The 16,128-nt window shown below is 46.4% G+C and carries 9 protein-coding genes; 2 read left to right on the forward strand and 7 right to left on the reverse strand.

Annotated features, from left to right (window positions below):
* The first annotated feature begins 131 nt into the window (after positions 1-131).
* Together ABDW33_RS27630 and ABDW33_RS27635 are read left to right on the forward strand one after the other, a co-directional pair.
* Entirely contained in the window at positions 132-704 is a 573-nt protein-coding gene (locus tag ABDW33_RS27630; RefSeq protein WP_343693342.1) for a TetR/AcrR family transcriptional regulator, read from the forward strand.
* Positions 705-740: 36 nt separating this feature from the next.
* A complete protein-coding gene (locus tag ABDW33_RS27635; protein ID WP_343693343.1) occupies positions 741-1,757 on the forward strand; it encodes an alkene reductase in 1,017 nt (338 codons plus the stop codon).
* 896 nt (positions 1,758-2,653) lie between these two features.
* On the opposite strand, the gene uxaC is transcribed toward ABDW33_RS27635, so the two are convergent.
* Genes uxaC through ABDW33_RS27670 form a run of 7 tightly spaced genes read right to left on the reverse strand, consistent with a single transcriptional unit; the run spans position 2,654 to position 15,893 of the window.
* The gene (gene uxaC / locus ABDW33_RS27640) at positions 2,654-4,066 is read right to left on the reverse strand and encodes a glucuronate isomerase (RefSeq protein WP_343693344.1); all 1,413 of its coding nucleotides are present in this window, start codon (positions 4,064-4,066) and stop codon (positions 2,654-2,656) included.
* A gap of 19 nt (positions 4,067-4,085) precedes the next feature.
* Positions 4,086-5,741 (reverse strand): altronate dehydratase family protein, encoded by a 1,656-nt coding sequence (locus ABDW33_RS27645; protein ID WP_343693345.1) that lies wholly within the window; start codon positions 5,739-5,741, stop codon positions 4,086-4,088.
* Positions 5,738-7,159: a tagaturonate reductase gene (locus ABDW33_RS27650; RefSeq protein WP_343693346.1), complete on the reverse strand. Its 1,422-nt coding sequence runs from the start codon at positions 7,157-7,159 to the stop codon at positions 5,738-5,740. The genes ABDW33_RS27645 and ABDW33_RS27650 overlap by 4 nt, the downstream gene beginning before the upstream one ends.
* A gap of 41 nt (positions 7,160-7,200) precedes the next feature.
* The gene (locus ABDW33_RS27655; protein WP_343693347.1) at positions 7,201-9,084 is read right to left on the reverse strand and encodes a DUF4350 domain-containing protein; all 1,884 of its coding nucleotides are present in this window, start codon (positions 9,082-9,084) and stop codon (positions 7,201-7,203) included.
* A gap of 1 nt (position 9,085) precedes the next feature.
* Complete coding sequence (locus ABDW33_RS27660; protein ID WP_343693348.1) at positions 9,086-11,266, reverse strand: glycosyl hydrolase family 28 protein; 2,181 nt, start codon at positions 11,264-11,266, stop codon at positions 9,086-9,088.
* A gap of 16 nt (positions 11,267-11,282) precedes the next feature.
* The gene (locus ABDW33_RS27665) at positions 11,283-12,917 is read right to left on the reverse strand and encodes a RagB/SusD family nutrient uptake outer membrane protein (protein WP_343693349.1); all 1,635 of its coding nucleotides are present in this window, start codon (positions 12,915-12,917) and stop codon (positions 11,283-11,285) included.
* Between the two features lie 18 nt (positions 12,918-12,935).
* On the reverse strand, positions 12,936-15,893 hold the full coding sequence (locus ABDW33_RS27670; protein WP_343693350.1) for a TonB-dependent receptor: 2,958 nt from the start codon (positions 15,891-15,893) through the stop codon (positions 12,936-12,938).
* Between the last annotated feature and the right edge of the window lie 235 nt (positions 15,894-16,128).

Below are 16,128 nucleotides of genomic sequence, written 5' to 3' on the forward strand. Positions count from 1 at the left end.
TTTGTCGTTTAATTTTTATACTGTGTATGTGGCATTCCGGGAAAGGGCATTTTTAGCTGATGGCAAAATAATTTAAACTTCCTTTTTCTTTTTTTGGAACATTCATTCTATAATTATATTTTTGCACCATCATGGCACGTAACAAAGCATTCGATCCTGAAGAACGGCTGGAAAAAGCAAGAGATCTCTTTTGGCAAAAGGGGTACAATGCTACATCTATGCAGGACCTTGTGGATGGTATGCAATTGAACAGGGCCTCTATATATGATACTTATGGCGACAAGCATGCCCTTTTTCAGCAATGTCTCTCTAACTACGCCAGGCAGGCGCTGAAAGATTACAAACAATGCTGTCAGGTTTGCTCCCCGATCGCCGCTGTTGAACACATTGTACGCAAAGCCATTGAGAACAGGAAAGAAGGCCAGAGTTGCCTGATGGTGAAGACCTCCTTTGAACTGGCATCCATGGACCAGGCTATCAAAGACCTTGTTAAAAACCAGGCACTGGAACTTATTCAGGTCTTGCAGGAGTTACTTGAAAAGGCGAAACAGCTGGGAGAAATTCCCGCAGAGAAAGACCCTGGTGTGATGGCCCGCTTCCTTTATAGCAGCTTCAGCTCCCTGTGGATGATGGATGTGTTATTCAATGATAAACAGTTAATTGATCAGTTGACTGATCATATTTTAAGCAGTATCAGGAAATAAAAATTTTTTGACCATTTTCAGAACGATCATTCTAATATGTATCCAGCATTATTATCACAAGCAACCATAGGCAAATATGCCCTTCCCAACAAAGTCGTGATGACACCGACTGTAACAAAACGCCGTGTCAATGATGGGGTTCCGAATGATCTGATGGTGGAGTATTACAGCCGTCGGGCAGGTGCCGGGCTGATTATAGCCGAGGGCACCAGCCCTGTGGAGAGCGGTATGGGGCACGCACACATGCCCGGAATTTATAGCAGGGCACAGGTAGCCGGATGGAAAAAAGTAACGGAAGCAGTACATGCAAACGGAGGTAAGATCTTCTTACAGATTATGCATACGGGCAGGATCTCCCATCCTGCTAATATGCCGGCAAAAACAAGGATAGTGGCGCCATCGGCAATTGCTGCCAACGGACAAATATGGACGGCGGCACACGGCTATCAGCCATATGGTATGCCAAAAGCAATGACTACCTCAGAAGTACAGGAGATGGTACAGTTGCACGTAAAGGCAGCTAAACAGGCGATTGAAGCGGGTTTTGATGGCGTAGAGCTGCATGCTGCCAACGGATACCTGATGGAGCAGTTCCTGCATCCGGACACGAATCAGCGTACGGATAAATATGGCGGGAGTATTCCGAACAGGGTGCGTTTCATACTGGAGACAGTGGCGGCAGTAAGTGCAGCGATTGGCAAAGACAGGACGGGGATCAGACTTTCTCCTTATAGTAAGGTAAATGACTTGCAGCATCACGGGCAGATCAATGCGACTTATGAATACTTAGTGGATGCGTTGGATACGTTTTCACTTTCCTATATACACCTTGTAGATGGACACAGTCTGGGAGAACCGGAGATACCAGCGATCCTGCTGGCAGGGATCAGAGCAAGGTTTAATGGCCCGCTGATACTAAATGGAAATTTCGATGCACTGAAAGCAGAGGATACTTTGCGGAGTGGATTGGCAGATTTTGTAGCATTTGAACAGCCTTGTAACAGCGGGGTGAAATTGTCCGGTCCGCGGATGACTGCGGATTGTTTATCATAAATAGGTTGGCGTTTATGTGAATTGGGTTAGTAAGTGGTTTAGTTATGTGGAATGGGGAATTGTGGGTTAGGATTAGTTTGAGAGAGTGGAGTGTACAAAGTAAAGACGGGATTTGTGTTTGAAGGATTAGTTTGAAAGAATGGAATTACAAGGTAAAGACGGGATTTGTGTTTAAAGGATTAGTTTGAGAGAATGGAATTACAAGGTAAAGACGGGATTTGTGTTTGATGGATTAGTTTGAGAGAATGGGATTACAAAGTAAAGACCGGATTTGTGTTTGATGGATTAGTTTGAGAGAATGGAATTACAAAGTAAAGACGGGATTTGTGTTTGAAGGGTTAGTTTGAGAGAACGGAATTACAAGGTAAAGACGGGATTTGTGTTTGATGGATTAGTTTGAGAGAATGGAATTACAAGGTAAAGACGGGATTTGTGTTTGAAGGATTAGGTTGAGAGAATGGAATTACAAGGCAAAGACGGGATTTGTGTTTGAAGGATTAGGTTGAGAGAACGGAAATGCTGCTTAGGCTTAGTTTGGAAGAATGGAATTGGAACCGGAAAGAGGAATTGTGATTATGGCATGAGTTGAAAAGAATGAAGTACAAAGTAAAGAGAGAATCATTGGTCAGGTTTATTTCGGTAGAATGGCTTGCGAATTAGAGCGTGTAATTGTACAGTAGTTCGGGAAGGAAGAATGAAATACGAATCAGGAAGAAAATCGTGAAATGGTTCAGTGAAAGAATGAATTCGCAGCGGGGTTGATTGGCCCGCCGTTAGCGGCGGGAGCGACTTATCCGATCCGCGGATATGAGCACGCGGATTGTTTATCATAAAATGAGATTGCTTGCAGCGGAGGAGAATCCCGGTGACGCCCTGTCGTCACCGGGATGTGTTTTTTATTGAACCTGTTGCCAGCCGAAATACTGCTGTGCATTGTAAAAACAGATATCCTGAATCACCTTCCCGACCCACTCCACATCATTCGGCACTTCTCCATTCTCAATCTCCTGACCAAATAATTCACATACAATACGTCGGAAATATTCATGTCTCGGATAGGAAAGGAAACTTCTGGAATCTGTCAGCATCCCCACAAAACGGCTCAGCAATCCCATATTAGACAACGCATTGATCTGCTTAATCATCCCATCTTTCTGATCCAGAAACCACCACGCTGATCCAAACTGCACCTTGCCCGCTACTGATCCATCGTTAAAATTCCCGATCATCGTCGCCAGCAACTCATTATCCGCTGGGTTCAGATTATACAGAATCGTTTTCGCCAACTGGTCCTGACTATCCAACCTGTCCAGGAACTTCGCCAACGCTCTTGCCTGGGAGAAATCTCCAATTGAGTCCCACCCGGTATCTGGCCCTAACTGCCGCATCATCCGGGAATTGTTGTTACGCAAAGCACCCAGGTGATATTGCTGCACCCAGCCTTTCTCCCAGTCCCAGATAGCCAGTTGCAATAACAGTGCAGACTTGATCTGCCGGATTTCGGAAATTGTCAATTGCTTTCCCCCTCTCACTTTCACAAAAATATTATTCACCTCTGCATCTGTGTAATCATCTGCATAAATCTCCTCTATACCATGATCTGACACGGAACACCCCATAGCTGCGAAGAAATCATGTCTGCTCTTCAGCGCAGTCAATAAATCCTGATAAGTTGAAATACTTGTATTCGCCGCCTGCTCCAGCTTCCGGAGATAAGCATTATATTTAACCGGATCATCCACATTCATGGCCAGATCGGGACGAAACGCCGGCAGGATAGGAATTTCGAATCCTTCATTCTTCAATTGCTGATGATACTCCAATGTATCTGCCGGATCATCTGTGGTACACACAAGTGCTACATTCATTTTGCGTAGCAGGTTACGGGTGGTATATTCCTTCGTATGCAACTGCTCATTACAGCTCGCGTAGATAGCTGCAGCCGAAGAAGCATTTAATATATCATTGATACCAAAATAACGTTGTAATTCGAGATGAGTCCAGTGGTATAGCGGATTGCGTAAGGTATAAGGAACTGTCGACGCCCACTTTTCAAACTTCTCCCAATCCGAACGATTGCCGGTACAATAGCTCTCATGTACTCCATTCGTACGCATGGCTCTCCACTTATAGTGATCTCCATACAGCCATGCCTGGGTAATATTTTCAAACGCGGTATCGGCGGCAATCTGCGCCGGCGGCAGGTGACAATGATAATCAATCACAGGCATCTCCTTTGCATAGTCGTGATACAGTTTCCTGGATGTCGCAGTACTCAACAGGAAATGTTCATCTAAAAACTGCTTCATTATTGCTGATTAATTGTTTTTACAATGAGACTCCTCTCTTCCAGGGAATGAAATCATCCTGTCCGTTCAGGACTGATTTTGCGGGCAATGTTCCACTGGCTACCTGGATCACGTGTTCCAGTATCCGCTCCCCTGCCTGTTGAATTGTCTCGTCCCCATCTATGATCGTACCGGTATTGATGTCTATAATGTCCGGCATTTTTTCAAATAACTTTGTATTGCTCGACAGCTTGATCACGGGTGTTACGGGATTCCCTGTAGGAGTACCCAGTCCGGTAGTGAACAAAACGATGGTAGCTCCCGCACCTACTTCGGCTGTGGTAGACTCCACGTCGTTACCCGGGGTGCATAAGAGATTAAGACCCGGTTTCTTTACCTGCTGTGGGTAATCCAGCACTTCCACGACCGGGGAAGTGCCGCCTTTCTTTGCAGCCCCTGCACTCTTGATGGCATCCGTGATGAGGCCATCCTTAATGTTGCCAGGACTAGGGTTCATGTCAAAACCAGAGCCGGCATCTTCTGCCCTGCGCTCATAAGTACGCATCAGGTCTATAAAACGCAGTGCATCTGCTTCCTGTACACAACGGTCACTCATCTCCTGTTCAACACCACACAGTTCAGGAAATTCAGATAAGATGACACTACCCCCTAATGCTACAAGCAGGTCAGATGTATAACCTATAGCCGGATTCGCAGAAATGCCGGAGAAGCCATCTGATCCACCACATTCAAGACCTATCGTCAGCTTACTTAAAGGGGCGGGTTTTCTTTCGATCGTATTGGCTGCTATCAGTCCGGCAAAGGTTTGTTTAATAGCGGTCGACACCATCTCCTGCTCGGTACCAATTGTTTGCTGGTCGAGGATGTATAAGGGTTTACTGAAATTAGGTGAACGTTTGCTGATCTCCTCCTGTAACATGGTGATTTGGGCATTCTGGCATCCCAGACTTAAAACAGTAGCACCTGCTACATTTGCATGCGTAATATACCCTGCCAGCAGTCCACAGAGGGTTTGTGCATCCTGACGAATGCCGCCGCAACCACCTTCATGCGTGAGGAACTTGATACCATCTACATTAGGGAAAACTTTTTGTTGCTGATAAGCGGTTTCGTCTTCGGTATAGATAGTTTCGATAATCTGCTCTTTGCCTGCACCCTGCTGAAATTGCGCGGCGAGTTGTTTTGCGAAGGCCGCATATTTCTTAGGGCGACCATATCCTAAGGCATCTGTGAGGGCTTCCTTCAATACTTCCACATTCCTATTTTCACAGAAGACCATGGGAATCACCAGCCAGTAATTGCCTGTTCCCACACTTCCATCTGCACGATGGTATCCGAGGAAGGTGCGATCTTTCCAATGTGTGATATCGGGTTGATGCCAGGCAGTCTTACGTTGCGGCGCCAGCTGAAAATCACTGGCTGCATGTTGCACATTATTAGTACCTATCCTTGCACCGGCGGGCAGGTCCTGTTTTGCGCGCCCTACAAGTACGCCATACATCGTAATAGGTTCCCCTTCCCGGAGCGCCACTTCGGTGAATTTATGTTTGGCTGGTATGTCGTCATACAGCGTGTAAAATATGCCGTTTTCCTGTACGGATTCACCTTTCTTCAGGTCGGTCAGCGCCACCACGACGTTATCGTGCGGGTGGACTTTTAAGATACTTCTTTTCATTGCACGGTTGTTTCGGCAGATACTCTTTTGATCAATGTAGCTGCACCTTCTATAATTAAATGATTCAACATGACAGTAACTGCCTGTGCGAAGCCTTTGTATTTTGTCAGGTCTTCGCCCCATAAGGCTTCATTCTTCAAGACTTCCTGTACCAGCCCATCAGGAGATAATTGCTGCCATTTTTCTTTGAAATAGGCCGCATGATCATCCTGTATATCCTGTTTCATTGTTAGTAAATACGCGGCAAACCCCATTGCCAGCAAGGCGGGTACTTCATGCACATGCTGATAGTATTTCCTTAGAATGGGAATTACTCTCATCTTCATTTTGCTTGTATACTGCATGGTAATACTAAGCCAGCGATGCTGAATGAATGGATTGCGAAAACGATCCAATACACTTAACGCAAAACGGTGTGCTGCATCTTCGCGAATATGGATATCAGTAATTGCGGGTACAATTTCATGTTGCATGAGGGCAGAGATCACCGCCTCAAAAGCACCATCCTCCATTGCTTCTCGTACTGTTTCAAAACCTGCCAGATGTGCTAAACCGCAGGTAAGCGTGTGTGTGCCGTTCAGCAGACGCAGCTTCAATTCACGGAATACGTTGATATTTGCTGCAATGACGACACCTTCATCTGCTTTTGCAAAGGAGAGGATTTTTCTCACTTCTTCACTGCCGGTTTCTATCGCCCAGAGGCGGTAGACTTCAGACATGATCATGAGCTGGTCCCTGTAACCAAGTTGTTTTTCGGTAGCTGCCTGGTCTTCTTTTGAAGGGGCACCTGGTACAATGCGGTCTACCAGTGAATTACAGAAGTGGTTCTCTGTTTCCAGCCAATGAATAAATGGCTGCGGTAGCTGATGACGTTTTGCCTGTTCAAGAACGATGGTCTTCAGTTTTGTACCATTGTCAGGAATGAGTTCCGTTGGAATAATCACCATTCCTTTCTGGTTTACCTGGTAGCGTTTCAGTAAGAAGGCTAATAGTTTTCCGGGAAAGGAAGCGGGTGGAATTGCAAGAATATCATCATCAGTCAGGCTGATACCTACTTCAGTTGTATTGGATATGATGATTTCCATCTCCGGATTTGCTGCGCAGGCAAGGATCTGTTCCCATTGTGAAGCGGCAGACAATACACGACTGATGGAGCTATTGATGATATGATCTGAAACACGCTGTCCGTGATGGATACCCTGTACGCATTGTGTATAAAGGTTATCCTGTGCGGCAAAAGCGTCTGTACCGCCTTTATCTGTAGATTTGATCACGACAATGCGGCCGTTGAAAATACCGGCTTTGTTGGCTTTGTCTATGAAATAATCAGGGAGACCACGGAGAAGCACGCCGGTACCAAATTGCAGGACTTTTTCAGGAAGATCCGGAATAGCTAGGTGATTTTTAGACAATTGCATATAATGAGTTTGATATTTTAGATTTCCGGGCAGGCTGTCACTTACTTCTTTGCTTCCCGGATTAACCAATCTGCCAAATCGGATGCCGCCTGATAGTTTTCGAAATCGGGCGTAAGTCTTCGTCCATCCAGGTATTCGTTGTAGAACCAGGGATCACCGACTGCAAATACAGCACCCTTTCCTACCCGGGATACAGCCATGATCACATCTCCCTTATCAGTGAATATGGAGGTAGCAGGTGGCGATAGTTTGAGGGTAGAGATTTCTTTGATATAGATCTTCCTGGTGTTAGCAAATACAGGATTTCCCGCAGGCAGGTATAATGCTCCCTGTTCAAATTGTTTGCCTTCCACATGGTTGCGGCTATCTTCGTTAAAATGGATACCAAACCGCTCTGTGAGGGTATTAAACTTTTCTATCTCTGAGTTGCCTTTATCATTCTGCAGAATAACTAATACGCCTCCTTTTTTTACCCAATCATAAATTACTTCTGCATAAGCAGGGGTCATATAATTGGGTTTGGCCGTTTCCTTATCTGTATCAGGATCTACGATCAGGAAGATATTGGTCTTTGCAAGATTTGCAGCTGTCGGCGCTTCCGGCAGCATAGCAGTATGTACACCTTTGTTGCGAAAGATCTCGCCCCAGAGCGAATAACCGCCATTATCCATTTCATCCCATACATAGTGCCAGATAGTACCATCACTTTTTAGTTCATGATTGAAGAAGTTATCAATCGTGATGGTGAGTCCCTTCCCTGTTTTGGGAATAGCCAGCTGGTCCATTTCATTGGCAGCCTGCATATAGGCGCCAACACCTTTGGGATCGTTCTGAATGACTTTTTCACTGAGGTAGTATTCATAGCTGCCATCCCTGTAAGGATCGCCGCCAAGGCCTCCTACCATGACGGTACCTTCGAGGTTCACACCGCCTTCGGCTGCCGGGCGAATGAATTGCTTATTGATACCAGTCATACCTTTTTTAGCTGTTGGCAAATAACTGGCGGGCAGGTAGCCCAGGCGGATACCTTTGGCCAGTGTGTATACAAACATGCTGCTTGCAGAAGCTTCGAGGTAATTACCTTTTTTACCTGACTTATCTAAAATCTGCCACCAAACACCGCTGGCAGGGTCCTGGTAGCGCTTCACGGCTGCTGCATAACGTTGCAGGATCCGGAGCAGACTGTCTCTGCCCTGGTGACCTGCCGGATAATATTCCAGCACATCTACGAGAGCCATACCATACCACCCCATGGCTCTTCCCCAGAAATTAGGAGAACGTCCTGTGGTCTTATCGGCCCACCGCTGTTGCCGGGATTCGTCATATCCATGGTAGAGCAACCCTGTCTTTGCATCCCGGCTGTTTGTCTCCATGAGTACAAACTGCCTGGTGATATCCTGAAAGGCCTCGTCTTCATGAAATAAGGCAGCATATTCTGCATAAAACGGTTCTCCCATATATAAACCGTCTAACCACATCTGATAAGGATAGCGCTTCTTGTGCCAGAAACCACCCGCATTTGTGCGAGGCTGTTTGCGCAACTGCTCCCTTAATTTTTCAGCCGCCAGTTTGTACTTTTCTTCATTGGTTACTTTATAAAGCAACAATAAAGCACGGCCATTTTTAATGTTATCTATATTATAATCATCCTGTTTGTATGTACGGATGTTACCTTCTTTGTCCAGGTAAGCATCAATTCCCTGTTGGATAAACCGGAAGTACTTTCCATCGCCGGTATTCTTCCAGAGACCTGCAAAGCCTTCCAGTACTACACCCTGATCGTAAGTCCAGTGTGCTCTTTTACCAGTTTCCTGCAATGAATCTTTCCATAATCGCATAACGGTCGCAGCCATCTTAGCAGATTGTGCATGGCTCTGAATGGTGGCTGCCAATAAGAAGAGAAAAATTAAACCTGTTCTTTTCATGTTAATCTGCCATTTTAATTGCTTTGCTATCCTGCACATTCATTTTACCATTGTCGGTAGTGAGCAGTTTTACGTTAGTCAGTTGGATATTTTTACCCGCTATGCAATCACCTGCTTTATCTGCCTTGATGGTGATATTATTCAGGTAAATGTCACTGATCGGCATTTCTGGTAAACCCCGGATGAAGATCGCCTTTGCAGCACCATTACAAACCACATTGTTGATATGAAAATCCCTGAAGCGTGGTGTTGCTTCAGTAACAGGGATTGTTTCTACTTTTGGCGCTTCTCTCTTTTCTCCTAACAGGACTACCGGATCTTTTGCCATATAGTACATATCAAAAAGGATTGCTTCTGCAGGGATGTTTTCCATATTGATATTATTCACGTAGATCTTTTCAACAATACCGCCGCGCCCCCTGGTTGTTTTGAAACGAAGGCCGATATCAGTGCCTAAGAAAGAACAATCGGATACATACAGATTGTTCGCTCCGCCAGACATTTCACTACCGATTACAAAACCACCATGTGCATGGTATACAGTACAGTTATTCACGATCACATCAGCAGTCGGTACACCTCTTTTTCTACCCTGTTCATCTCTGCCTGATTTGATACAGATGCCATCGTCACCCACATCGAATGTACACCCTTCGATTCTTGCAAAGCGGCAGGATTCCAGGTCAAGCCCATCTCCGTTCTGCGCATACCAGGGGTTCTTAGCATATACATTTCTCAAAGTAATATGTTCACACAGTAATGGATGCAGGCACCATGCGGGTGAGTTCTGGAAAGTTACGCCTTCCAGCAATACGTATTTGCAGGAAGTGATACTAATCATATTGGGACGCAGGAAATCCTTGATATCGTTGTAGTCAGCGGCCGTTTTACCCGGAGCAATCACACCGGGCTGCTGTGCGCTGGCACCTTTTTGTGACTTTTCGGAAGGATACCATGTTCTCTGGTCTGCACCTATAATACCACCGGAGGTAGTCAGTTTTTTCCATTGGCTTTCTGTCAGCTTATCTTTCTTGACAATGCGCCATGCATCGCCACCGCCGTCGAGTATGCCCTTACCGGTGATCGCAATATTTTCTGCCCCCACGGCAGATAAAGGAGCCTGGCAGCGCATAGCCTTCAACCCCTCGTACGTTGTTTCTATCAGTGGGTATTGAGAGAAATCCGTTGTAAACTGCAAAATCGCATTGGGTGCCAGATAAAGATTCACATTACTCTTCAATACGATCGGACCGGTAAGCCATAAGCCCGAAGGGATCATCACGACTCCTCCTCCCCTGTTGCTACAGGTATCGATGGCAGCGTTGATACTTTGGCTATTGAGCGTAACACCATCCGCTTTGGCACCAAAGGCGAGGATATTCAGCGTGTCTCTCCTGAAGTGTGGTTCGTAGATCTCTGGCAGATCAAAGCGGTATTTGCCGTCAAATACCGTTCTACGGAGATATTGGTCCAGGCCGATATGCTTCTCATGTATTTCTTTTGCCACCAGGCCTGCTACGAGTGTTGCGCCGTAGGTATTGAAGTGGGTATTGTCTGTCACGCCGTTAGGGAGTGTCGTGTAGTGACCTGCGGGAGTAGTTTTAAAGAGTTTCACGGATCCCTGCACCCCCTGTTGCAGGAGGAGTGCTTCGCTGCTTTTGTGCAGGTCGATGAGGGGAACTTTGTATTGGGCGGCAAGCGCTCTTACCACACCGGGATAATCGCCATGCTGGTCTACAAAGACGCCTTTGTCGTCGAACTTACGTCGCATCACCGGCGTGATGAGCACCGGGTTGGCACCTTTTGCCCGGGCTTCTTTCACAAAGCGTAACAGGTTCTCTTTATAAGCACCCTGAGGTGCAGCATAACGAGTGGAGTCTTCTTTCTTCTGGTCATTGTGGCCAAACTGGATAAGCACCCAGTCGCCCTGTTTTAACTGCGCTAAAACAGAATCCCAGCGATGTTCGTTGATGAAGCTTTTGGTACTCCGGCCATTCACGGCATAGTTCTTTACTTCTATGCCTTCCAGGAATTGTGGAAACAATTGGCCCCAGCCTCTCTCAGGATTATCTTCCAGGGGTTTGTTTGACATCGTGGAATCTCCGATCAGGAATATACGGGGTTGATCAGCTGGCATCCAGCTGATCAATGGTAACAATAATACCAGTAAATAACGTCTCATATTCATCTGTAACAGTTTATTGGTAGCCAGGATTTTGAGTGAATTCAGCTTTATTTGTCACGGCATCTATCTGATCCTGCGGAATAGGTCGCAGGTTGTGATAGGACTGAAAGTAAGCAGCCGGATCGGGGCTGTATTTTTTAATCCGCTCTTCCAGTTTGCCGGTACGTTTCAGATCAAACCAGCGCAGTTGTTCGCCTGCCAGCTCACGTGCCCTTTCGTCCAGGATGAAGTCGAGGCTAATGTCAGCACTGGTCACCACCATTTCTGCTTCATGACCTGCGATGGCGGCTCTTTTACGCAGCACGTTGATATATTCTGCGGCTTTGGCACTATTGCCCAGGTTGAACTGCGCTTCGGCGGCAATCAGGTACATCTCAGCGAGACGGATGATAAATGCATCGCGGGCGCTTTCTTCTTCGTTGACTGAAGCACGGGTCGGATCATCAAATTTCTGTAGTGAAATATAGTGTGTCCGGTCTTTACCTCCACCACCTGTAGCGTATACCATATTTCTATCGTAGGTCCTATATTTTTTACCAGCGGTATCTGCATTGCTTACTGCATACTTAGTGACTACAATAGCGGTATCGCCCAATTTCATACCAGCTGGTGCAGTTTTCAGGTTATTGCAATACCATACCTGTTTGAACGTGGCTGCATAACGGGCATCTGCCTTTTCATTAAACAGGTTCAGCAGGAAGAGGGAGGGCATGTACCTGTTAAAAGGACGCCCATTTGCTACATCACGCTGCATACCCGGCAAGTCATCATATTTCATAATGAACATCAGGTGACCATTGTTAGCGCCCCGGGAATGACCGTTGGGATATAACGTGGCATCCACACGGTCATCGAACACAAGATTCTTCATATAGTTCACAGCCCACACCACTTCTTTGTTCTGGAGGTTGCTCATATTCCAAAGGTCGGCATATTTTGCCTGTAAGCTATATCCATAATTATTAATAACAGAATCTGCGAGTACAGCAGCTCTTGCATTGAGGCCGCGGGTCAGGCACATCCTTGCTAAGAAAGCCTGTGCAACCGGCTTCGTGGCACGACCATAGTCAGTCGTTGTTAACGGCAGATCGTTAATCGCCACATCGAGGTCCCGGAAGATCTGGGCATAAAAAGTATCTACGGACGTACGATTAGCGGTCGTTTGAACACCTGTTGTTTCATCGACGGTAAAATGAACACCTCCCCACATTTCAACGATATGCCAGTAGTAGAAGGCGCGCATAAAGCGCAGTTCCGCATTGCGTGTCTTCCTGACAGCGTCAGTATAACCCGCTTTGTCAATACGCCCAATCCCGGTATTGCACAGGTTGATGGCAGCATAAAGTTGTTTCCACAGTCCACTCATCACGGTATTGCTGGCCTGTAAATTTATGTATTGCGTGATATCGGGGTATTTATCACCGGTACCGCTGGTCCACAGATCGGTGCCCATTTCAGAGATGCTGTAACCTTCCTCTTTGCCATACCACCAGCGATTGTAGGTGTAGACGGCATTTACAAGGGTTTCAAATCCTTCGGGGGTACTGAATACCTGATCGGTGGTCAGGCCCGATGGGTTGTATTCTTCCAGTTGCTTGTTACAGGCAAAGCTGGTGAGTAATATGAGTAGGATATAATAGCGTTTCATGATTTACTTTTTTTAGGATCAGAATTCTACATTAAGGCCGGCGACATACATTTTAGTAAGCGGGTTGCTCAGGTCTCCTCCTCTCTCCGGGTCGTAGTCTTTCACTTTGCTGAAGGTGATCAGGTTTTTTCCGGTTACGTACACCCGGACATTGCTGAGATGTACTGTTTTCAATGCGCCTGCAGGTAAGGTATATCCGAGTGATATGTTCCTGATCTTTACAAAAGAGCCATCCTGGTAACCTAATGTTTTGATGAATGGCGTACCGTCTTTTGACACGCTGGCATTCGGTCTTGGATAGGCGTTAGTAGCATGATCCGGCGTCCAGTAATCTAAGGGAGCACTGTTTTCAAGGCCCTGCGGATCGAACTTGGCAGCGTATTCCGAATAAATATATTGTCCTATGCGCGCAAAAACATAGATGTTCAGGTCGAAGTTGGCGAAGCGGATATCGTTGTTAAAACCTCCGCTCCAGGTAGGAACCTGTCTGCCCAGTACCATCCTGTCCTGCGTATTGAGGGCACCATCACCATTGAGATCTCTTACTTTGATATCTCCGGGTTTGTAGCCGAATTTAGCCGCTTCTGTAGCTTCATCTGTCTGCCAGATACCCAGCTTCTGATAATCATAATAAACTTTTACAGGGTAACCAATGAACCAGCCGTTGGCTACATCGTTGGTTTTAGCGTCTGCCAGTGCTACGATCTCTTCTTTGTTTTTAGAGAAGGTGATGTTAGAAGTCCAGGTCAGTTTGCTGGTACTGATATTGGTGGTATTCAGACCTATTTCAATACCCCTGTTGCGGGTCTTCCCAATATTCTGGATCACAGTGGTCACACCTGAGGAAGATGGTAATGTCCTTTGCAGCAGCAGATCTTTGGTACGTGTATCGTAGTAATCGACGGTAGCGCCTACCCTGCCATTGAGTACACTAAAATCAAGGCCCACATCTGTGGTAGCAGAGAGTTCCCATTTCAATCCCCTGTTCCCGATCTGGCTGCCGATGCCATAGGCGAGGGCAGCATTGGTATCATCATAGGAGAAAGGAATCTTGCTCAGGTAACTGGCAGTTGAGTAAGGAGACACTGCATCATTACCAGCTATACCGTAACTGGCACGTAGCTTCAGATCGCTGAATACCTTCTGCCCGTGCATAAACGATTCATCACTGATCCTCCAGGCAGCTGCGGCAGATGGAAAGAATGCCCATTTATTGCCGGGAGCCAGCTTGGAAGATCCATCGGAGCGACCTGTGAGGGAAAGTAAATACTTACCTTTGTAATTGTAATTCACACGTCCGGTGAAGGAAATGAGTTTACTGGAGAGGTAGTTTGTGCGAACGGCGATACCACTTACGCTATTCGCGAGTGCATAATAAAGTTGCGAGGGTAACAGCTGGCCTTCACCCTGAAGAAAACTCGAATCACGCTGATCGGAGAGCAAGCTGGCTACACCGGTGATACCAATGGTATGCTGTCCGAACTGGTGTGAATAGTTGGCTACGTTTTCCCAGCTAAGGTAGCGCTGCGCACCTGTGTTGTACTGGGAACGGGAGGTAGAGGCAGTAGACCTGTCAATGGAATTTTTAGCAGCAAAGATACCCTGCCGGGCGTTGTCCAACGTCACGCCCAGGTTAGAGCGGAGGGACAAACCTTTGAGCGGTGTTAGCTCTACGTAAGCATTGATAAATGTCCTTGTAACACGGGCGTTGTTCTGATAAATGTTAGGCTGTTCATCTGCCAGCGGATTAATGGCAGAGCCATTGTTAGGGAATAGCACGAAGTTGCCGTCTGCATCGTATGGCCCGTTGAGGGGTACGATCTTGTTCGCCTGGTTTAAAGGGTCACGGCGTGCATTCTGATCATAGTAGGTCACCTGGCTTTGCATACCGGCTTTCAGGGTATTGCTGATAGTCTGATCAATATTCAGACGGGCACTGTACCGACGTGTACGATCCAGCTTCAATATACCCTTTTCATCGAAGTAGTCGAGGGAAAAATAAACTTTGGTTTTATCGGAGCCTCCGGTTACACCTACCTGGTAGTCCTGTTGTAAGCCATTATGAATAAGCAGGTCAGCGTAATTAGTCCAAAGATTATTCTGAATAGCGTTGACTTCGGCAGCATTGAAGATGAGCGCGTCATCGGCTTCAGAATTCCATCGGCCGGTAGTGTGGTACGCTTCCCGCTTGAGTGCAACGTACTGTGGCCCTGTCATCATAGCTGGATAGCCGGCTACTTCGTTTGAGCCCAGATAAGAGTTAAGACTTACTTTCGGCTTGCCGGTAGCACCTTTGCGGGTGGTTATGATGATCACACCGTTCGCACCTCTGGAACCATAGATGGCTGTAGAGGACGCATCTTTGAGCACTTCCATGCTCTGAATATCGTTGGGATTAATGTCCTGAATATTTTGATATTGTACACCGTCTACGATGTAGAGCGGGCCATTGTCGGCACGGATAGAGCGGTTACCTCTAACGGTGACGTTTATCTTTGCACCGGAGGCACCACTGCTTTTGGTGATATCGACACCGGGCAGTTTACCCTGAACAGATTCCATTACGTTGGTAGTAGGTACTTTCCTGAGTTCAGCTCCTTTCACAGAAACAACGGAGCCGGTGAGGTCTCTTTTCTTTACTTCACCATAGCCGATTACGACCACTTCGTCCAATTGCTTATTATCTTTTGTCATGACAATACTCAAGCTTGTGTTTCCTTCAATATTGCGGGAGAGTGCTTCATAACCCAGGTAGGTGAATGTGAGCACACCCTGTGGATTGGGAACATTGATGGAGAAATTACCAGAGGCATCGGTTTGTGTACCGGTAGTGGTGCCTTTGAGTTGCACGCTGACCATGACGAGTGGTTCACCAGTGGTAGCATCTGTGATTTTACCTTTCACTACATGGGATTGAGCAAATGTCCAACTGACAGTGCATAGCAATAGCCAGCAAAACATCAGTAGTTTTTTCATAACGTATCGAATTGTTGTGTGTTTTTCAAATGGGTTATCAAATCCAACATGGAATAAGCATTGCAACAGCAGCAATACAGGCAGGCACTGGTTTTTGTATCAGATTAGTAGACCGTAACCGTATCCCCGAAACAATTCTACAGCTATAATTTTATTAAAGGAAGGGAATGGACGGATTTATTTACGCAAACGTTTGCGGTTGATGTCAATCATTGGATTTTTGTTATTAAAAATG

It is taken from the genome of Chitinophaga sp. (genome assembly GCF_039596155.1).
GTDB lineage: Bacteria > Bacteroidota > Bacteroidia > Chitinophagales > Chitinophagaceae > Chitinophaga.

Excerpts from the sequence above, each read along its gene's own strand:
- ABDW33_RS27630 (WP_343693342.1), top strand. The coding sequence starts at position 132 with ATGGCACGTAACAAAGCATTCGATCCTGAAGAACGGCTGGAAAAAGCA.
- ABDW33_RS27665 (WP_343693349.1), bottom strand. The coding sequence starts at position 12,917 with ATGAAACGCTATTATATCCTACTCATATTACTCACCAGCTTTGCCTGT.
- ABDW33_RS27655 (WP_343693347.1), bottom strand. The coding sequence starts at position 9,084 with ATGAAAAGAACAGGTTTAATTTTTCTCTTCTTATTGGCAGCCACCATT.
- ABDW33_RS27635 (WP_343693343.1), top strand. The coding sequence starts at position 741 with ATGTATCCAGCATTATTATCACAAGCAACCATAGGCAAATATGCCCTT.
- ABDW33_RS27645 (WP_343693345.1), bottom strand. The coding sequence starts at position 5,741 with ATGAAAAGAAGTATCTTAAAAGTCCACCCGCACGATAACGTCGTGGTG.
- uxaC (WP_343693344.1), bottom strand. The coding sequence starts at position 4,066 with ATGAAGCAGTTTTTAGATGAACATTTCCTGTTGAGTACTGCGACATCC.
- ABDW33_RS27670 (WP_343693350.1), bottom strand. The coding sequence starts at position 15,893 with ATGAAAAAACTACTGATGTTTTGCTGGCTATTGCTATGCACTGTCAGT.
- ABDW33_RS27650 (WP_343693346.1), bottom strand. The coding sequence starts at position 7,159 with ATGCAATTGTCTAAAAATCACCTAGCTATTCCGGATCTTCCTGAAAAA.
- ABDW33_RS27660 (WP_343693348.1), bottom strand. The coding sequence starts at position 11,266 with ATGAGACGTTATTTACTGGTATTATTGTTACCATTGATCAGCTGGATG.